This window comes from Lysobacter sp. (genome assembly GCA_013141175.1).
GTDB lineage: Bacteria > Pseudomonadota > Gammaproteobacteria > Xanthomonadales > Xanthomonadaceae > Lysobacter_I.
This window is the reverse complement of record JABFRN010000001.1, coordinates 521,061-541,210: the sequence shown is the minus strand read 5'-3', so window position 1 is coordinate 541,210 and position 20,150 is coordinate 521,061. Positions and strand designations below refer to the sequence as shown.

The window sequence follows — 20,150 nt, the reverse complement described above, 5'->3', positions numbered from 1 at the left end:
TGTCCCCGGAATGGCCGGCCATTGTCGACGAATCGTCGTGAAAGTGAAGCGGTTCGCGGTTCCTGCAGTGGCGGTCGGCGGCGTGGAATGGTTCAATGACGGCAGAAGCGGGGGTATCGTCGGCTTGGCCGGCGATTGAGACAGACCCTTCGAACCTGATCCGATTGATATCGGCGTAGGGAAGCTTCGCGATACCGGAGGCCCATGGGCCTCCGCGCCGCGTCCCGCTTCGTCCCACATGCACTCCACAGGACGAATGCCGATGAATGCCGTGCCTTCCACGCTGCTGCAGCAGACCGAGCAACTTTCCGAATCCGTGACCCGGCCGATTCCCGGCTCGCGCAAGATCTTCGTCGAAGGCTCGCGTCCCGATGTCCGCGTGGCGATGCGCGAGGTCGCGCTGTCGCAGACACCGACCCTGTTCGGTGGCGAAGCGAACGCACCCGTGACCATCTACGACCCGTCCGGCCCCTACACCGACCCGGATGTGCGGATCGATCTGGCCGCCGGTCTCGCCGCGTTGCGCGCAGGCTGGATCGAAGCGCGCGGCGACACCGAGCGTCTGTCCGCGCTGAGTTCGGAATTCGGCCGTACGCGCGAAGGCAATCCCAAGCTCGATGCTGTGCGCTTTCCGAACCGCGCGCTGCCGCGTCGCGCAAAGGACGGCGCCAACGTCTCGCAGATGCACTATGCCAAGCGCGGCATCGTGACGCCGGAAATGGAATACGTGGCGATCCGCGAAAACCAGCGCCTCGAGGCGGTCCGCGAAGCGCACCTTTTGCAACAGCACCCGGGCGTAAGCTTCGGCGCGAACATCCAGACAGTCATCACCCCCGAGTTCGTGCGCGACGAGATCGCCCGCGGTCGCGCGATCCTGCCCAACAACATCAACCACCCGGAAAGCGAGCCGATGATCATCGGCCGCAATTTCCTCACCAAGATCAACGCGAACATCGGCAATTCCGCCGTCAGTTCAGGCATCGCCGAGGAAGTCGAGAAGCTGGTGTGGGCGATCCGCTGGGGCGGCGACACGGTGATGGACCTCAGCACCGGCAAGCACATCCACGAAACCCGCGAATGGATCATCCGCAATTCGCCGGTGCCGATCGGCACCGTGCCGATCTACCAGGCGCTGGAGAAGGTCGACGGACGCGCCGAAGCGCTGACCTGGGAGATTTTCCGCGACACGCTGATCGAGCAGGCGGAGCAGGGCGTCGATTACTTCACCATCCATGCGGGCGTACTGCTGCGCCACGTGCCGCTCACCGCGAAGCGCGTGACCGGCATCGTGTCGCGCGGCGGTTCGATCATGGCGAAATGGTGCCTCGCGCACCACAGGGAAAATTTCCTCTACACGCACTTCGAAGACATCTGCGAGATCATGAAGGCCTACGACGTGGCCTTCTCGCTGGGCGACGGCCTGCGTCCGGGCTGCATCGCCGACGCCAACGACGCCGCGCAGTTCGGAGAACTCGAAGCGCTGGGCGAATTGACCAAGATCGCGTGGAAGCACGATGTACAGACCATGATCGAAGGCCCCGGCCACGTGCCGATGCAGCTGATCAAGGAAAACATGGACAAGCAGCTGAGCGAATGCGGCGAAGCGCCGTTCTACACGCTCGGTCCGCTGACCACCGACATCGCGCCGGGCTACGACCACATCACCTCGGCGATCGGCGCGGCGATGATCGGGTGGTACGGCTGCGCGATGCTTTGCTACGTCACGCCGAAGGAGCATCTTGGCCTGCCGAACCGCCAGGACGTGCGCGACGGCATCATGGCCTACAAGATCGCCGCGCATGCCGCCGATCTGGCCAAGGGTCATCCGGGCGCGCAGATCCGCGACAACGCGCTGAGCAAGGCGCGCTTCGAGTTCCGCTGGGAAGACCAGTTCCATCTCGGCCTGGATCCGGAGAAGGCCCAGGAATTCCACGACGAAACCATGCCGAAGGATGCGCACAAGAGCGCGCACTTCTGCTCGATGTGCGGCCCGCATTTCTGTTCGATGAAGATCACCCAGGATGTGCGCGACTACGCGGCCGAGCACGGCGTCGACGAACAAAAGGCGTTGGAAGCCGGGATGGCGGAGAAATCCGCGGAGTTCCTGGCGCAGGGCGCGGAGGTGTATCGGAAGGAATAATCCGCGACATATCCCAGGTCTTTCCGGCGCTCAGCAGGACGCCATGCTGCGTAGCGTCGCATCTGCGGCCGGGGCGTTGTCCGTCGGGCCCTGGCGCAGTTGCCGCGACAGCGCGTACACCGCGCTGCGCAGTTCTGCGATGGCGGTCAGTTCCCAGCAATGGCCCCGGGCCAGCGCGCCCACGCAGTACAGTCCGGGCACGGGATGGTGGTCGGAATCCAAGACTTCGAAGGACGATGATGTCCGTATCCCCAGCCCCAATGGATCCGGGATGATCGTCCCACTCGCCACCAGGTGCTGGATCAACGGATGCGTGGTCCGCGAGATATCGGTATCCAGTCCGGTCGCGCGGATCAATCCGTCGAACAGGTGCGGTTCCGCCGTAGGACTACCGCGTGGGCGGATCAGGGCCGATACGGCATCGCCCGCGACCCCTGCGCGCAGCAGCCGGCCTTTCAGCAGCCGTAGTTGCCCGCTCTTCAGGGCTTCGTCGATGTCGTCGGCTGCGCGCGGCGCCATCCGGTGGCGATGGGTTTCCCAGTAGGCGCGGACATGGCGCAGGAAGCGTGCCCGCTGCATCGCGGAGAGCCCGCCCCAGAACGCCTGGAGATGCGGTCGAAGCGCGTCGATCAGCGTGCGCCAGTCGTCCACCAGACGGCCGACCGAGCGCACCGCAGCGACCAGCGCGTGCAGATCGTTCGCGCGTAGCGCTTGCAGCAGGACCGGCGGAAGCTCGACGGGATCGCTGGGCACTTCGGTGTGCCGCTGCGGAAGCAGGCCGTGCCGGGACATCGCGACGATCCGGCCGCGATGGCCGCGGCGGCGCAGGGTCGCCACCACATCGACCATGGTCAGGCCGGTGCCGACGATGAGCAGGCGCGCGTCGGCGTCGATGCGGTCCAGTTCGCCTTCCTGCCAGGGCGACGCCACATAGCGCGCATGCCTTGCGAGTCGAGGCCCCACGCCAGCCAGTCGTTGAGGCGGCAACGCACCCACCGCCAGCACGACGCGATCGCTGAAGAAGCTGGCGCCGTCGTCGAGATGGATCCGGTATCCGCCGCCGGGCACGCTGTCGATCTCGATCACTTCCTGTTCGAGCGTCGTCAGGTTGGTCGAAGTCGCCTCGGCGTCGTGAAGGCGATCCAGCAGATACTCGCCGTACGCCGCGCGGGGCAGGAAGGCGTCGTGCGCGCGCGTCGAAAGATTCAGCCACTGCGCGAAATCCGCGGGCTTGTCCGCGAACGCACCGAGTTGGCCCGCGCGCGCATTCAGCAGGTGCTCGCCACGCGCATCGCCATAGGCCACGCCGCATCCGAAGTTGCTGGCAACGCCGACCAGATGGACGTCGAGATCGGTGTCGAACGATGTCGCGAGCTCGCTTGCGAGCGTCGTGCCGGTGAACCCGGCGCCGATGATGGTGATGCGCATGCCCATCTCCCTTCGATTGCATGCCGCCAGTATCGGAGAGAGCGCGCGCGGTGCGTGTGAAAAAATGGTTTTCGGTGGAATGTCCGGTGTTTTGCCGCATTTCCGGCATGCGCTGCATTCACGGGCGTTTTCAAGGTCTTCCGATGCGCATATGCTCGTCGGACATGGCGATATGAGCGATGCTGCGGTGCAGTCGCGAGCGGTTGCAGGATGCGCGACTCGTCGCGCGCGGCACCGAGCATTCGAAGTTCAGGTGGGCTCCACCGCTTTGAACGTGAGCCCCGCCTTCTCCTCCAGCCGCTTCACCAGCGTCATCCCCATCGCCGCGCCCGGTGTCCACACGCCGCCGGGCGTCGTCTTGTGGTCGACATCCTGCACCAGGCACAGCGCGGCCTCGGTGATCATCTTGCAGGTCGATCCATAGCCCGGGTCGCGATCGCCGGCGACGCTGACGGTGAGTTTTCCGCCATCGGCGGTTTCGCCGAAGAACAGCACTTCGTAGCGACCTTTCTCGCGCTGTTCCTTGTTCGGGCCTTCGCCGGGTTTCGGCAGCTTGAAACGGCGCAACAGTGCGCGCGTCGGCGCGAATGCGAGCAGCATCGTCTGCAGTTTCGACGCGCGCGCCATCTTCTTCGCGCGCTTTTCGCCGCCGGCGCCATCGCCGGTCAGGGTGCGTTCGCTGTAGATGAAGTCCCGGCCCCACGGGTGCCCCAGCAGCAGATGGCTGCGATGCACGTTCTTGGTATTGATCGTGGCCATCACGAACGGCGCGGTCCAACTGTTCGCAAGCTCGTCGAACGCGGCGACGTTGTCGTTGGGCTGGCGCGGGCCGCGGAAACCGGGCGTGAGCGCGAACGGGTCGCCGAGGGTCTTGACCAGCGCGCGGTTGCGGCCGATCGCTTCCATCGTCGCGAGCATGCTGGCGATGGTGCCGCCGGAGAACGTGCCTTTCATGACCTTCACCCGGCCGTGCACGCGCGCGAGCGCTGCACCCAGGCGTTGCTGCGCTTCGTGCTGCGCGTAAACCACGCCGAGGTCGAAGGGGATCGAATCGAAGCCGCAGGAGAACACGATGCGTGCGCCGCTGGCGCGGGCGGTGTCCTGCAGTTGCGGGATCATCTGCGCCATCCAGCCGGGTTCGCCGCAGAGATCGACATAGTCGGTGCCGGCGGTGGCGCAGGCACGGATCAAGGGCTCGCCGTACAACTGGTACGGGCCGACGGTGGTCAGGACCACGTGCGTCTGTTTCACCAGCGCAGCCAGCGCGTCGGTGTCGCTGGCGTCAGCGACCAGCAATGGAAGCGACGGGTCGATCCCCAGCGCATCGCGGACCTCCGCGAGCTTGGTTGCGCTGCGTCCGGCCATCGCCCAGCGCACGCTGCCGCCGACACCATGGGTCGCATTGAGATATTCGGCGACCAGCCGGCCGGTGAAGCCGGTGGCGCCGAAGACGATGAGATCGAAGGATTTGTCCATGCCCTATCTTGGCACGGACGGCGCGGCTGCGGATCGCGACCGCGCCGGTGCCGCACTCATTCGGCCGAGACGATGCCCGAGCGCGGATAGATGCGGTAGTTGCGGGCCGTGCCGTTGTTGCGGACGCGGATCTCGTCGCCGGCCACGCCGTCGAGGTTGGCGTAGTTCAGCAGCGACCACCAGGTGCCGAAGGTGCCGGTGCCGCTGATGAACTGCAGGTTGCCGCTGCGCGGACGGATGATGTTGATGTGGCCGTCGCTGCGGGCGACCGCGATCTCGTTGCCGGCGGTGCCATCGAAATCGCGCACGCCGTCGGAGAGGATCGCGTACTGGCTGTTGATGACGTAGTTGCTCATCGACCCGGTGACGTAGCTGTAGACGCTGATGTAGTTGGGCAGGATCAGCACGAGTTCGGCGCCCGCGGTGCCGTTCATGTCGCTGACGCAGTTGGGGATGCCCGGGTCGTTGCAGATGGCCCAGCTGCCGCTGCTGACCGGCGTGCTGCGCATGCTGCGCGTGCGATCGTTGTAGATCCGCAGCGCCGAGCCATTGGCGATCGGGATCTCGGCGCCGGGCTGGCCGTCCAGGTCCCTGATGCCGTAGACGGCGATCGCGTAGGTGCCGGACATGGGCGTCGAGCTCATGCTGCGGGAACTGTGGTGGAGGATGCGCAGCGCGTCGGCGGCCACGATGGCGATCTCTGCCCCGGCGATGCCGTCCAGATCGGTGATGCCGCCGGGCGATGCGGCCCAGGAGCCGCTCATCGGATAGCTGTAGGTGCTGCGCGAATTGTGGTTGATGACCAGCAGGGAGTTGCCGCGGTTGATCGAGATCTCGGCGCCGGCGACGCCGTCCAGATTCGCCACGCTGCTGAAGTTGCCGTACAGCAGGGCCCACGAGCCCGCGCTGACCTGGTAGTTGTAGCTGCTGCCGCTGGTGTTCTTGACGGTGATGTAGGAGCCGTTGTTGTAGACCTGCTCGGCGATGCTGTCGCCATCGAGGTCGGCGCTGCCCATCAGGACGCCCTGGGCGGACGCGGTGCCTGGCAGCCATGCGCAGGCCATGAGGACCAGCGCGAACAGAATGGTGCGTAACGAGTGTGTCATTGTGCTCTCTCCTTAGAGTCGGAATCCAAGATATCGATGCGCCAAGGGCGGCGTATCGACCGAGAGGAAGAATGCACCGGCTTCGCCCAAGGGAGGATGCCGGTGGCGGCGGTATCCCGACGAGCGGTCGGGCACCGATGATGAGCGGAGCGCAACTGCGCGTCGGGCGCATCCGTCGTGCATCGCAGGTGGATTTCCGGACTATCGTCGCGCTTCAGCTGGCATAGCTGTAGACGAAGTACAGGTGCATTACGGCCAGCGCCGCGAGCAGGCAGCCGGCGCCGATATGCAGGGCGGTGGTCCACTGTCCCCATGACCCCAGGCGATGGCTCGGCAGCAGATTCAGCAATGCGCCCGCGACGACGACCAGCATGGTCACCGCGAACGTGGCGTGCAGGAAACCGGCGTGCGCGAAACCCGCGTGCAGCACCAGCAGCGCCAGCATCGTCAAACCCAGCACGCGGTGCGCGAGCTGCAATGCGCGCAGCGAGGATCCACGCACGAGCCGGCGTTTGATCAATGCCAGCGACAGATCGAAGCTGAGCAGGCCGACGAGGGTGTAGCCGGTGATCTGTTTGTAGGCCTGCAGTTGTTGCAGCGCGAACAGCGCACTCCAGCGTGGCGTCAGCAGCCATGCCACGCAGGACACCGTCACACCGATCAATGCGGACCACGAGGCCACCGTCAACGCGGTCTGGTACGCGGACTTCGGTGGAAGTCGACGCAGGGAGGCGCTCACGGCGCTGTCCCCGCTTTGTCCGGCTTGCTGGCGCCGGCCTTGGCGGCGATGGCCCGTTCCGGCGCGGCGGATGTCTGCAGCAACAGGCTCAGCGACGCGGTGGAATTGCGTTCTTCCACGCTTTTGCGGAAGGTTTCGTCGTCGGGCAGATACAGCCCGTCCTTCGGCCAGCGTGCGCCCAATTCCGGACGTTCCCCGTCCGCGAAGCTTTCGGTTTCCTTCAGGTATGCGCTGTAGGTGTCGAGCGCGGCGGTGCGGTAGGCGCCGAGAATCTCCACCAGTTCATCGGTCGAAACCTGTTTGCGCGGAAACGACCACGTCGTCGCGCCCATCACATCGTCGAGCTTCCAGTCCTTGCGCGGGCTTTTCGGGTGTTCGTTGTGGCATTTGACGCAGGCGGGCGCGCCGGCGATGTCGGCGAACATCGCGGTGTAGCGCCCGCTGCTGTCGTCGAGGAAGAACTGCGGTTCCCGGTTCTTGTCGATCTTGTCGAAATACGCCAGCTGCGCGCCCTTGAATTGATTGGACGCTTCGATCGGGAACGTCGAGCCGAGGAACAGGCTCAGGTCCGGCACGCGCTGTTGCAGCCGGTTCGCGGTTTCGCGCAGGACCAGCGCGGGCAACGGGCCGGCGTGAACGTCCTTGTCTTTCCAGTCTTCGCGATATTTCAGGCCGTTCTTGAGGCCCGGGGTGACGATGTCCGTGGTGTAGAGCTTGCGGATCGATGCGTTCTCGGCATTCAACAACCGGAACAGCGTTTCGACCGGCACGGTGCGGCCCCCGCTGCGATCGCCTTCCAGATCTGAAGGCGCGGTCGCGAACAGATAGATGCCCAGCACGGCCAGCGCCGCGAGCACCAGTACGGATTTTTCGATCTTCGGCAGGGTCATGGCGAGGCCTCGGGCTGTTTGGCTTTCACCACCGGCTCGCCGTACGGCGACTTGGCGGCGCGCAGATAGGCGGCGATCGTCTGGGGCGCGATGGCGTCCTTCAGGTCGTGCGGTGGATCGTGCGGATGGTTGCCGTGGAAATCGTGGCAGGTCAGGCAGGTCTCCCAGCGTTTGTCGCGGAACAGCACCGCGTGGGTCGGGCTCGCCGGATCGTCCTTCACTTTCGTATCGCTGTGACAGGCGGCGCAGAAGCCGGTGTCGGTCTGGCTCACGCGCGTGCCGGTGTGCTCGCGATGACAGCTCACGCACAATTGTGGCGCGAGCGTTTCGCGCGCGGCAGCGAAGCGCGGTTCGAGGAAACGATAGGCGGGGTGGCGATCGTCGCGATCGTCGTGACAGCCGACGCAGGCCGCGTTGTTCACCGGCCGGTTGCCGAACGCGATATCGCTGGCGCGCAGCCCCAGCAGATGCTTCGCTTTCGCCTGCAACTGCTGGCGCATCGTGCCCGGCGCCTCGCGGTGGCATTCGCTGCATTCCAGATCGACATGCCCGGGGTTGTGCGCATCGTTGGGCACGAACTTCGCCAGAGCCGGCGCGAGCAGCAGCAACGGCAGGAAGGCGAGGGCGATGCCAGCGGCGTAGGCGAGGCGGCGGATGCCCGGTCGCGGCCGTGCATTGGTCTTGAGGAAGAAGGCCTCCACGCGCACATCCGCATCGGCCACCTCGGCCTTGTGCAGGCCGTCGACCAATCGGCGCGTGTAGGCGGGCGGCCCGCAGACGTAGTAGCGCGCGCCGGGGAACTGTTTCACGGTTTCGAGGATGTCCTCGTCGTCGATGAAACCATCGACATCGTCGGTGCGCAGGTGACAGCTGACCTCCCGGCCGCTGCTGGCGGAGCCTTCGATGCGATCGGCGTAGACCATGTCGCCGCGTCTGGATGCGCTGTAGTCCACGTGCAGGTGCTGGCCCGGACGGCGGCCGTGCAGCAGCGACAGCGCCAGGGTCACGCCCACTCCAGCGACGAAACACACCATCGGCCGGCTGTCGGCGGGAGCGATCTCGCCGGCCGGCACCGCGATGCGCAGCGGGATCGCGGCGAACGTCGCGTCGTCGACATCGATCAGTCGCTGACCGAATTCGCCGCCCTCGATCCGGCGCATCGCGATGCTCACCGTGTTGCCGTCCTCGGACTGGCGCACGACGGTATAGGTGCGCGTGATCCAGCTCTCGTCCAGCCACGCCTGCAGCACCACGTGCTGCGCGGGTTGCGCCTGCGGATACGGCGGAAAGCCGACCAGCTGCAGATCGAGCTGCACGATCCGCCGTTCCGGGTGGCCGTCGTCGGTGAGCGTGGTCCGCATGGCGTTCGCCACTTCGTACCATGGCGATTGGCCGAGCAGTTCCTGCACCAGCGGCCGACAGCAGCCGCACTGCACGCCGCAGCCGAGCTGGGCGCCCAGCGATTCGAGCGTGGACGCGGGCGCCGTGGCGATCGCGGATTTGATGCGTGCGCGGGTCACGCCCGCGCAATGGCAGACCAGGTCGTCCTGGTCCTGTACCTGTCGAACCGGTATCGCTTCCATGAAGCCCCTGTCGGCGAGCGCCGTCGTATCGACCGCCACAATGGCCGTCGGATTCCTTTCCACCCCCCGCCTTGTCCTGCGGAGCGCCGCTCGCGAGCCTCCTGTAGACATTCCGGGCCGGCCCCGCGCCCAGAATGTCTCTCGCTGTCATTCATATGGTTAACAGCCTTCAGCGGCTTTTTCAAGCAGGATCGTTTTGGTGCGGTATCGACTTTGGTCTTAGTGCGACGAATACCCGGAAGGCGCGACGAGAAACACCGCATCGCGTCCGCGCGCTTGCGGGCGGGCGGTTAGCATTGCAACCGTATCCATGCGTGGAAGAGTCGAGGGAGCCCCGTGCCGAATCCACTTTACGACCGCCTGTTCGCGCCGCTTGCCGACAAGCCCCTGCCGTTCCTCACGCGAGCCGATGCCACCGCGATCTCCGGCGTCGGATTCCTCGCGATGGTGCATCGCGCTGCGGGTGCGCTGCGCGCGCAGGGTGTGCGCGCCGGCGACCGCGTTGCGGTGCAGATCGCGAAGACGCCGGAGGCGCTGGCCGCCTATGGCGCGACCGCGGCGGTCGGCGCGGTGTTCCTGCCGCTCAATACCGCCTACACCGCTGCGGAAGTGGATTATTTCGTCGGCGATGCCGAGCCCGCGCTGCTGCTGGTCGATCCCGCGCGGGCCGACGCGCTTGCGCCGATCGCCGCCGCGCATGGCGCGAAGTTGTCGACGCTGGGTGCGGACGGATGTGGCGGTTTCCGCGATCTGTGCGACGCGCAATCGGAGGCCTTCGCCGTCGAAGACTGCGGCGACGACGATCTCGCCGCGCTGCTCTACACCTCGGGTACCACCGGACGCTCGAAAGGCGCGATGCTGACCCACCGCAATCTGCTGTCGAACGCCGAAGCGCTGGCGCGCGAATGGCGCTACAGCACAGACGACGTGCTGCTGCACGCACTGCCGATCTTCCACACCCACGGCTTGTTCGTCGCGACCAACGTGACCCTGCTCAGCGGCGCATCGATGCTGTTCCTGCCGGGTTTCGATCTCGAAGCGATCCTGCGCCTGCTGCCGCGCGCGACCGTGCTGATGGGCGTGCCCACCTTCTACACGCGCCTGCTCGATGCGCCACAGTTCGATCATGCGCTGTGCGAACGCATGCGGCTGTTCGTCTCGGGCTCCGCGCCGCTGCCCGCCGAAACGCATGGCGCATTCGAAGCGCGCACCGGGCACCGCATCCTCGAACGCTACGGCATGACCGAAACCAACATGAACACCTCGAACCCATACGACGGCGACCGCCGCGCCGGCACCGTCGGCCTGCCGCTGCCGGGCGTCGAAGTGATCGTCGCCGATCCCGACACCGGCGTGCCGCTGCCCGCAGGCGACACCGGCGTGGTCGAAGTGCGCGGCCCCAACGTGTTCAAGGGCTATTGGCGCATGCCGGAGAAAACCCGGGAGGAATTCCGCGGCAACGGCTTCTTCATCACCGGCGACCTCGGCTGCTTCAGCGACGACGGCTATCTCACGCTCGTCGGCCGCCAGAAGGATCTGGTCATCACCGGCGGCTTCAACGTCTATCCGAAGGAAGTCGAGCTGCTGCTCGACGAACAGCCCGGTGTCTTGGAATCCGCAGTGATCGGCGTCCCGCATCCCGACTTCGGGGAAGCGGTGGTCGCGGTGCTGGTCGCCGAACCGAACGCAATGTTGGACCTTGCCGCCATCGATGCTGCCCTGCGCGAACAGCTCGCGCGCTACAAACAGCCGAAGGCGCTGGAGATCGTCGCCGAGCTGCCGCGCAACACCATGGGCAAGGTGCAGAAGAACCTGCTGCGACAGAGGTTTGACGAGAGATTCAAGGCCGACGCCCCGAAGAATCCCTAGGGTGGGTCTTGACCTGAGATATCCCCACTTTCTCCTCAAGAAAACTGACCCGATCGATGGATTCGAAGAAACCGTACTCCTACCCGTCATTCCCGCGAAAGCGGGAATCCAGTGTCTTCAGTATTGCCCGGACGCATGAGAGTCACTGGATCCCCGCTTTCGCGGGGATGGCGACGTTTTTTTGAAACGCTCGGAAAAGCGGGGATACCTCAGGCCAAGCCCACCCCACGAAATCACAGATTCAATCGCGCAGCCAACGCAGCATCTGCGGATACTTCACCGGGCCGCTGTCGGGCGTGAACCCGTGCGCCGCCGTCATCCCGCTCGCGCACAGCCCCCGCAGTCCGGGATACACACCGAAGGTGTACATCTGCAGCAGATCCCGAGCCTTGCCGTTGTAGCCACCGTCGTGGATCAGCACGCTGGTCGGCAGTGACAGTTCGGCCGCTGCCGCGTACGCCCACGCCATCGCCTCCAACTCGCCGGCATGCTCGACACCTTCGTGATTCAGCTGGTTGTCGTGGGCATCACCGCGCAGCGCAGCGGGCAACACCGCAAGATGCCCGGCCTCGTGCAGCAGGTCGCCGGGCCATGTCAGCTTTCCGGGATCCACCACCAGACCACCGGCCCGCAGCACGATGCCGGGCAGGAAGGTGTCCGCAGGCAGCGTCTCCTCCGCGATGGGCAGGCCGATGCGGGCGAGGAACGCGAAGATGGCGGGGTAGTGTTCGGCATGGTGCATGACGCCACCCTAACGGAACAGGGCGCGTTTGCGTAGGGCGGCGGTGAGCGCAGCGAACCCCACCATGCCGTCGCGCATGATGTTTTTTTTCGGTGTTTTTTCGGGACACCCGCATTCCTCGAAAATCCGGAAAACCCGATTCTTCCATCATCACACGCGAAGTGGGTGTCCCGGTTTTCCCAAGGCGGTTGGCTCCGGCTACTGGTACGTGATCGGCGAAGTGGACGACATGATCGAGATCGCCAAGCGCTTGGGACAGGCGTGGCTGAAGGGGGTCGGGTTTGCGGCGAGGTTGGCTGGGGGTGAGTGAAGATATTGGCTGGTAGCCATTATTCCCGGATCAAAAGAACGAGCTGTCTGGATGTGATTTATTGGGTCGACTGTTGATTTGAGCGAAGGGCACTGCTGTGGCAGTGCCTTTATTGTTTCTGGTGGGTGTTGCGAAAAATGCGAGAACCATGGGATTTCTGTGGATGTCCCAGTCATCCCCAGTCATCCAAATCAGCGACTTGATCCAGTTCTACAACCACCGGCGCCCACACCAGGCGCTGGGCATGAAGACACCCGCCGAAGCGTGTGCCTTAGCGGCCTGACCCGTGCAGAAGGCACTGGGTCATTACATTGGGAAATTGGACTCCAGATCGGACTGCTACTAAAAAGCGGGAGGCGTCGGTCCTAGTTTTCACCAGCTTTCCTAAGTTTTCGATTTGGGACGCTTGCACGGATGGCCTCAGTGTATTCGTTGGCCGCAGCGTTCTCGGCCGCAAGGTCAAGGACATCAAGCGCGCCGTCGTAGTCTTCGGCGTCCAGCCGCGCCCTGGCCTCGTCGGCATAAAACGCTGAGTGTGTAGTGCCTGCACTTATCCTGGCCATGCGCAGCGCAGCCGCCTTACTCGGATCTGTTCGTTGCAGGATGCTGGCACGGATGGCCTCAGTGTATTCGCTGGTCGCAGCGTTCTTGGCCGCAAGGTCAAGGACATCAAGCGCGCCGCCGTAGTCCTTGGCATCCAGCCGCGCCCTGGCTTCGTCGGCATAAAACGCTGAGTGTGTAGTGCCCGCACTTATCCTGGCCATGCGCAGCGCAGCCGCCTTACTCGGATCTGTTCGTTGTAGGACGCTGGCACGAATGGCCTCAGTGTATTCGCTGGTTGCAGCGTTCTTGGTCGCAAGGTCAAGGACATCAAGCGCGCCGCCGTAGTCCTTGGCATCCAGCCGCGCCTTGGCCTCGTCGGCATAAAACGCTGAGTTTGTAGTGCCCGCACTTATCCTGGCCATGCGCAGCACAGCTGCCTTACTCGGATCTGTTCGTTGTAGGACGCTGGCACGGATGGCCTCAGTGTATTCGCTGGCCGCAGCGTTTTTGGTCGCAAGATCAAGGACATCAAGCGCGCCGCCGTAGTCCTTGGCGTCCAGCCGCGCCTTGGCTTCGTCGGCATAAATCGCTGAGTTTGCAGTGCCCGCACTTATCCTGGCCATGCGCAGCACGGCTGCCTTACTCAGAGCGCCAACGATCCCCAAGCAGTCGGCTTGGATCGCTCTCACATAGTCATCGATCGCTTCTGGACAGTCGGCTTGCAGTGAGTCGAGTCGCATGAGGTAGTCGCTAACCGCGTCGGGCCCGCGAGCAATGGCCGAGATGCCGAGATTGGCCCAATACTGCGGGAAGTCACGCCTCATTTTGCAGGCTGTCTCGAAACATGCCACTGCCCTCCGGCTCGCTCTTCCATCGATCTTTTGATAGCACTCTCCGAGAAAACGCTGAACTGAGTGGTCATCCGGGTCCAGTACGGCTCGATACTCCAATGCCTCACACTGCTGAGCAAGTGGTGCTCTCGACGTGAAGAGACGCTCCTGAAACGCTTTCATTCGCTTCCTGGCCCACTCGAGATCGCCAGACAGCAATTCTACGGCAATGCTTTGAACGCGGGCAGGATCATCTGCAGCAATAAGGTGATGAAAAGCCTCTAGTGCGCGAGTGATGTTGACGTTGGTGATACGTCGTGAGTGACCGAGCTGGTTAAGCCAACACGAGGCTATCGCCGCGTGTAGTTCGCAGGCGATATCTTGCTTTGTTTTCTCGTCATTGTCTGTGAAGCCCGCGTCGTCACTTTCGCCGTTCGTGTATCCCAGTTTGCGAATGCGAATCCAGTTCGCTATGAGGCCATGCAGGTAAAACTGCTCGTGGCTTGGGCTGCTTGTGAGAAGACAGCGTCGGTAAAGGCTGTCCAGTGCTCCTTTGGCATCAAGTGCGTCCTCCAAAGCATCCATGTGGTCGTGAGGAATGGCCGCTCGATACAAGGCCAGAGCCTGCAGCAAGCGACGTTCATGATCCACTAGGACATTATCGTAGAGGTCGGCCAACAGTACGTCCTCGACTCGCTGCTCGAAGTCGCTACGATGCCGCTCGTGCACCTCCAAAGGAGTTTCGTTTCGCCCACGCGCTACTTCTATGAGGAGCTGAATTGCGTGTGGGTGAGCGTACGCGCCATGGCCTCCGCCCAGCCAACTAAAGATATCCTTCAACGGCTTGCCGCTATAGCGCCAATCGGTCTCTCGCCCATCAGGAGCGGCATCAGCCAGACACTCTTGCAGCGCCTCCTTACGGAGCCCTGTAACCTCGCATTCCGATGCAAATATGCCGATAAGATCTTGAGGCGGTCTTTCTCGCATCTCAAGCACCCAGTGCCAAGATGTCGCCGTCCGCAAGCCCGTTAGCAAGTCACGAACATTCTGATGACGGAAGCCTTGGGCATCAAGCAGGTTGTGCGCACGGTCGATCCAGATCCAAGCGTGGCTGGGAGCCGAATATCTAAGCGCGATGTCTTTTGCGATCTCGCTAGCGTTGCCAGCAGGAGTTTTCGGCAGCTCTGCCGTCTCACCAAGTAGCCCCGCCAGCTCGCGGAACAGATCATCGGCTGTCGTCTCTAGCTTGGCCACGATGCGCACATGCTGCCCATGAGCCAGGGGCGATCGTGCCCCCAACTCCTGAATGAGGGCAGTCTTGCCGTTGCCCCGAAAACCGTAAACAAATAAAAAAGGCGTTTCGTCCAGCTTCGCGACTGCATTCTTGATTAGTGTCTCTCGCCCGTATAGCTTGCTGGATCGCTTGGTTGCTACCGGTAGTGGTGCCAGTGCAGGTGCCAGTGCAGGTGCCCGGCGCAGCGCGACCGGCAGATCGAAATCCCATTGGCCGCTGGGAGCATGTCCCCCAACGGGCGCGCTGATCCAATTGCTCGTACCGGCCTTGTGGCCGTGAAGATGGACTGTTCCTTTGGATTTTTCGAGGTCAATCCGCGTGATGTTAATGCCGAACTCGTCGGTAGCATTTGTACCCACTGCACCAGCTGCGATCATGACATGGCTTTGGGTCGGTTCAACCCATGCATGGTGCTCGTGGCCGTGAAGATAGAAGTGAACATCTGTGGAAATGCGCGCGGAAGTAGTGGTACGGTCGGCTGCGTTCAGCCATGCGACTGGGTGATGGACGATGCCAATTTTTAGGTGAGCCTTGTTGCCGAGTGTTCTTGCGGCGGCGTTGAATTGCCACTCTGCTGGCAGCCACAGGTTACGGTCATCCTCCGGGCCTGCGCAAGACCACGCGGAATTCAGCCCGACTATGCCTACGCTCAGATCGTCAATCTCCACGACTCGCGCATAATGATGCCGTCCGTCAGCATCATGTTGATGCGGCAGGTAGTCGCTAACGAATTCCGAGTACTCGTCAAGTCTCTTGATGGCGTTCTTGAACTCCGTTGTGCGGTCGTTGAAGCGTTGATTGATTTCGTTGATGTGAGTTTGCGCGTCACTCGCCCACCTTGTCAGCGTTGCCTGAGCATCTGAATCGATGCTGCGCCGATTCACGTCATGATTGCCGGGGACAACGAACAGGCGATCGTGGGGTAACGGAGCTCCCGGTCGTCCACAGATCTCAAGGATTCTATCGAAGAAGATCTTGGCCTTGGCGTATTGGTCTTTTAGCGGTGACGAACCAGTCTCCCCGTAGGCGATATCTCCTGTGCAGAAAACAAGATCCGGATACAGAGACTCATCGCCTTTGAATAACGCGTCGAGGTAATCAATCAAAGAAGTCCTGACATTTTCGGCGCTCCATTCTGTCGCGAGATTGAAGTGGATGTCTGACAGATGAAGCCATGTGAGCGCGCTACGCATTTAACCTGCCGACACGCCATAAGAGCAGGAGCGATGCCATAGACCAACCCAGTTGTATGCCCACTTCAGGCTTCGTCACCATAACCTCCATGATTTCTAACGACTTCAGTAAAGCCGCCCCGCGATGTAGCAGAGACTACGCACTAGCGTAGCGCAAGCACTCTGGCGCTGCCACGATGCGAGACTGGTTGGACGAATTTGTTAGGCGCTTCAGGTCTGGTGAGCACGTGGGTGTCATTAATAGATTCAATTAATCGAAAAAACCCATGCACAAAGACGCGCTCTATGGCAACCCACCCAACCCAAACCTCCTCCGCCCACTAGCAGCCGTAATCAACCCCAACACCCGAGTCGCTTCCGCATCCACCATCCCCCACTCGAACCGCCAAGTCCAATTGTGGTCGCCCACGGTCCCCGGCGTATTCATCCGATGATCGAGCCCCAACCCCAGCACATCCTGCAACTGACACACCGCCATGTTGGCGACGGAGTTGCAGCACGCGCGGATCATCGCCCAATGCACGTCGTGCTGATGCGCGGGCAGGTAGCAGCCCGCATAGGCGCGTTCGTGTTTGCTGGCGGTGTCCCACCAGCCGCGGACGGTGTGGTTGTCGTGGGTGCCGGTGTAGGCGACGAAGTTGCGGCCCCAGTTGTGCGGCAGGAACAGGTCGTTGGCGTTGCCGCCGAAGCCGAACTGCAGGATCTTCATGCCGGGGAAACCGCAGCCGTCGCGTAGTTCAATGACGTCGTCGGTGATCAGGCCGAGGTCTTCGGCGACGATCGGCAGCGGGCCGAGCACGCGTTCGATCGCGTCGAAGAGGGCCTTGCCCGGCCCCGGCATCCAAGTGCCTTCTTCGGCGGTGGGGCAGCTTGCGGGGATCTCGTAATAACCTGCGAAGCCGCGGAAATGGTCGATGCGGAAGACGTCGGCCTGGCTCAGCGCGCGGCGCAGGCGTGCGGTCCACCATGCGAAATCTTCTTTCGCCATCAAGTCCCAGCGGTACAGCGGATTGCCCCAGCGTTGTCCGGTGGGCGCCATCGCATCCGGCGGGCAGCCGGCGACCGAGGTGGGCTGATGTGCGTCGTCGAGCATGTACAGATCGGGGCGCGACCAGCAGTCGGCGCTGTGATGGGCGATGAAGATCGGCAGGTCGCCCATGATCGCGACGCCGCGGCCGTTCGCGTATTGCTTGAGTGCGTGCGACTGGGTGTCGAAGCACCACTGCACGAACGACCAGAAGCCGATTTCGTCAGCGTGCTCTTTACGTGCGGCAGTGAGTGCGGCGGCATCGCGCGTACGCAGTGGCGCGGCCCACAGCCACCACGGTGCGCCCTGATGCGCGGTTTCCAGCGCCATGAACAGGGTGTAGTCGTCCAGCCAGTCGGTCTGCTGCGCGGTCCATTGCACGAATGCGGCGTGTTCGCCCGCATCCTTTTTCGCGACGAAGCCGGCGTAAGCGCTGCGCAACTGCGCCTGGCGCCAGCCGATGATGCGGCCGAAATCGACCCGATGCGCGTCGAAGCCGCCTTCAGGCAGCGTCGGTGCTTGCAGCCAGCCGGCTTCGATCAGCGGCTCCAGCGCCACCATCAGTGGGCTGCCGGCGAATGCCGACACGCTCTGGTAGGGCGAATTGCCTGGGCCGATGGGGTTGGTCGGCAGCCACTGCCACACGTGCTGTCCGGTCGATTGCAGCCAGTCGACGAAACGGTAGGCATCCGGGCCGAAATCGCCGATGCCGTGCGGCCCGGGCAGCGAGGTCACGTGCAGCAGGATGCCCGCCGAGCGTTGATCGAGATCGATCATGAAAAAGTCTCCTGGAAATTCGGGTCGCGACGCAGCAACAGCAGCGTGCGGTACGGCACTTCGATGGTGCCGTCTGTGTCGTGTGAGGGCGTATGCGATGCGATGCCGCTGCTGTCCACCGCCAGCCGCCACGGGCCGTTGGGCAGACGGAAGCGCGCGGGCTGCGCACCGGGATTGAAGACGATGCACCAGCGCGGCGGCGACGCCGCGCGGTCGGCGAGCTGGCAGGCGAAGGCGTGCGCGTGCGGGTCGTGCCAGTCGTCGACCTGCATCGCCTCGCCATCGGGTCGCAGCCAGTGCAGCACGGGTTCGTGCGCGTCGGGCGTGGTGGTGAACCAGCGCGGATGCCGCAGCAGCGGGTCGTCGCGACGCAGCGCGAGGATCGATGCGACGAAATCGATGTCGTCGTCGCCGGCCGTGCACCCGTCCAGCCAGCCGGTGGCATTGTCCTGGCAATAGGCGTTGTTGTTGCCGCGCTGGCTGTTGCCGAACTCGTCGCCCGCGCAGAGCATCGGCGTGCCCTGTGCGAGCAGTGCGGTGGCGAGCAGGGCGCGGCGCACGCGGCGGCGGGTGTCGATCACAAGCGGATGATCGCTGGGGCCTTCGATGCCGAAATTCGCGCAGACTTCGTGCGAATGCCCGTCGCGGTTGTGTTCGCCGTTCGCGAGATTGTGCTTCTCGCGATAGGTCACCACATCGGCCAGCGTGCGGCCATCGTGCGCGGCCACGAAATTGACGCTGGCGCCGGGCAGGCGATGGCCGTGATGGAACAGATCGCTGGACGCCGTGAAGCGGCGCGCGAACTCGCTGCGTCCGATCGCCGCGCCGTGATGCGCATCCTGACCCAGCCAGTAGCTGCGCACGGCGTCGCGGAAGCGGTCGTTCCATTCGAGGAAACGGCCGGGCATCCGCCCGAGCTGATAACCGTCGTGGCCGAGATCCCAGGGTTCGGCGATCAGATGCACCTGCGACAGCGTCGGGTCCTGGCGCAGCGCGACCCAGAACGGCGCCGATGGATCGAAGCCCTGTCGCGTACGCCCGAGCGCGGGCGCGAGATCGAAGCGGAAACCGTCCACGCCCATCACTTCGACCCAGTAGCGCAGTGCATCCAGCACGAACTGGGTCACGCGCGGGTGGATCAGGCGCAGGGTGTTGCCGCAGCCGCTGGCGTTTTCGTAGCGGCTGCGGTCGTCGGGCATCAGCCGATACCAGCTGGGATTGTCGAGGCCCTTGAAGCTGATCGTCGGCCCGTACTCGTCGCCTTCGGCGCTGTGGTTGAACACCACGTCGAGCACCGCCTCGAAGCCTTCGGCCTGCAGCGTTGCGACCATCGCGCGGAATTCTTCGATCACCGCGCCGCCGCGGTCGTCGCCGCCGCGCCGCGCCGCCGAATGACGCGCATCCGGGCAGAAGAAACCGATGGTGTTGTAGCCCCAGTAATTGCCGAGGCTGCGATCGGCGAGATGCTGTTCGTCGATCGCGGTATGCACCGGCAGCAGCGACAGCGTGGTCACACCGAGGCGCTTGAGATGCGCGATCGCGGCCGGATGCGCCAGCCCGGCATAGGTGCCGCGCAGCGCGTCGGGAATGCCCGGCAGCGTCATCGTGAAGCCTTTGACGTGCAGTTCGTACAGCACCACGTCCGACAACGGCCGACGCGGACATTGCGCCGCGCGCAGCGCGGGTGCGAGCGGCGCGATCACCCGCGATTTCAATGCGAACGCGGCGTTGTCGCGGGTGTCGAGTACGCGCGCGCCTTCGGGGTGGCCATGCACGTAGGCGAAATGTTCGGGGCGCCATTCGAAGCGACCGACGATTTCGCGGGCATACGGGTCCAGCAGCAGTTTGTGCGGATTGAAGCGGTAGCCGGATTCGGGCTTGTAGCTGCCGTGCGCGCGGTAGCCGTACACCAGCCCGGGCTGCGCGCCGGGCAACATGCCGGAAAACACGCCGTCTTCGGTGGGGTGCAGCGCGTAGCGTTTCAGTTCCTGCGTGCCGGTGCTGTCGAAGATGCTCAGTTCGATCTGTTTGGCGCGCTGGGAGAACACCGCGAACTGGATGCCGCCATCGACGACATGCGCGCCCAATGGTGCGGCGCGGCCTGGAAGCAGATGTGCGGGTAGCGTGCCAGTCATGGCGTGCGGCAGCGCATGCCGCGTGAGGGATTCCTGTGAACGACATCCGTGTGACATTCCGTGTCGCA

Annotated in this window: 13 protein-coding genes, 1 pseudogene and 1 riboswitch; of the genes and pseudogenes, 4 read left to right on the top strand and 10 right to left on the bottom strand. The window is 63.8% G+C overall.

Annotated features, from left to right (window positions below):
• Positions 1–99: 99 nt before the first annotated feature.
• A riboswitch (TPP riboswitch) is annotated at positions 100–200 on the top strand.
• Between the two features lie 62 nt (positions 201–262).
• The gene (gene thiC / locus HOP03_02535) at positions 263–2,140 is read left to right on the top strand and encodes a phosphomethylpyrimidine synthase ThiC (protein ID NOT87038.1); all 1,878 of its coding nucleotides are present in this window, start codon (positions 263–265) and stop codon (positions 2,138–2,140) included.
• Between the two features lie 30 nt (positions 2,141–2,170).
• Here the strand turns inward: thiC and HOP03_02530 are convergent, their stop codons facing one another.
• From HOP03_02530 to HOP03_02505, 6 genes are all read right to left on the bottom strand, one after another.
• Positions 2,171–3,568, bottom strand: a complete 1,398-nt coding sequence (locus tag HOP03_02530) for an FAD-dependent oxidoreductase (GenBank protein ID NOT87037.1) — start codon at positions 3,566–3,568, stop codon at positions 2,171–2,173.
• 249 nt (positions 3,569–3,817) lie between these two features.
• Positions 3,818–5,044: a saccharopine dehydrogenase gene (locus tag HOP03_02525; protein ID NOT87036.1), complete on the bottom strand. Its 1,227-nt coding sequence runs from the start codon at positions 5,042–5,044 to the stop codon at positions 3,818–3,820.
• 56 nt (positions 5,045–5,100) lie between these two features.
• Complete coding sequence (locus tag HOP03_02520) at positions 5,101–6,150, bottom strand: hypothetical protein (protein NOT87035.1); 1,050 nt, start codon at positions 6,148–6,150, stop codon at positions 5,101–5,103.
• Between the two features lie 214 nt (positions 6,151–6,364).
• On the bottom strand, positions 6,365–6,889 hold the full coding sequence (locus tag HOP03_02515) for a hypothetical protein (protein NOT87034.1): 525 nt from the start codon (positions 6,887–6,889) through the stop codon (positions 6,365–6,367).
• Positions 6,886–7,779 (bottom strand): DUF3365 domain-containing protein, encoded by an 894-nt coding sequence (locus HOP03_02510; protein ID NOT87033.1) that lies wholly within the window; start codon positions 7,777–7,779, stop codon positions 6,886–6,888. The genes HOP03_02515 and HOP03_02510 overlap by 4 nt, the downstream gene beginning before the upstream one ends.
• Entirely contained in the window at positions 7,776–9,425 is a 1,650-nt protein-coding gene (locus HOP03_02505) for a hypothetical protein (protein NOT87032.1), read from the bottom strand. Before HOP03_02505 ends, HOP03_02510 begins: the two co-directional genes overlap by 4 nt.
• Positions 9,426–9,698: 273 nt before the next feature.
• Between HOP03_02505 and HOP03_02500 the strand changes: the two genes are divergently transcribed.
• Entirely contained in the window at positions 9,699–11,231 is a 1,533-nt protein-coding gene (locus tag HOP03_02500) for a malonyl-CoA synthase (GenBank protein ID NOT87031.1), read from the top strand.
• 241 nt (positions 11,232–11,472) lie between these two features.
• On the opposite strand, the gene HOP03_02495 is transcribed toward HOP03_02500, so the two are convergent.
• Positions 11,473–11,973, bottom strand: a complete 501-nt coding sequence (locus HOP03_02495) for a hypothetical protein (GenBank protein ID NOT87030.1) — start codon at positions 11,971–11,973, stop codon at positions 11,473–11,475.
• A gap of 64 nt (positions 11,974–12,037) precedes the next feature.
• Here HOP03_02495 and HOP03_02490 point away from each other — a divergent pair, with 64 nt between their 5' ends.
• Positions 12,038–12,283 (top strand): hypothetical protein, encoded by a 246-nt coding sequence (locus tag HOP03_02490; GenBank protein NOT87029.1) that lies wholly within the window; start codon positions 12,038–12,040, stop codon positions 12,281–12,283.
• Positions 12,284–12,473: 190 nt separating this feature from the next.
• A pseudogene (locus tag HOP03_02485) lies at positions 12,474–12,566 on the top strand (transposase).
• Positions 12,567–12,648: 82 nt separating this feature from the next.
• Here the strand turns inward: HOP03_02485 and HOP03_02480 are convergent.
• The 3 genes from HOP03_02480 to glgX all read right to left on the bottom strand — a co-directional run bounded on the left by HOP03_02480 (position 12,649) and on the right by glgX (position 20,082).
• The gene (locus HOP03_02480) at positions 12,649–16,143 is read right to left on the bottom strand and encodes a hypothetical protein (protein ID NOT87028.1); all 3,495 of its coding nucleotides are present in this window, start codon (positions 16,141–16,143) and stop codon (positions 12,649–12,651) included.
• A 283-nt stretch (positions 16,144–16,426) separates the two neighbouring features.
• Positions 16,427–17,944, bottom strand: coding sequence for a 4-alpha-glucanotransferase (gene malQ / locus HOP03_02475; GenBank protein NOT87027.1), 1,518 nt, complete (start codon positions 17,942–17,944; stop codon positions 16,427–16,429).
• Positions 17,944–20,082 (bottom strand): glycogen debranching protein GlgX, encoded by a 2,139-nt coding sequence (gene glgX / locus HOP03_02470; protein NOT87026.1) that lies wholly within the window; start codon positions 20,080–20,082, stop codon positions 17,944–17,946. Before glgX ends, malQ begins: the two co-directional genes overlap by 1 nt.
• Positions 20,083–20,150 lie beyond the last annotated feature (68 nt).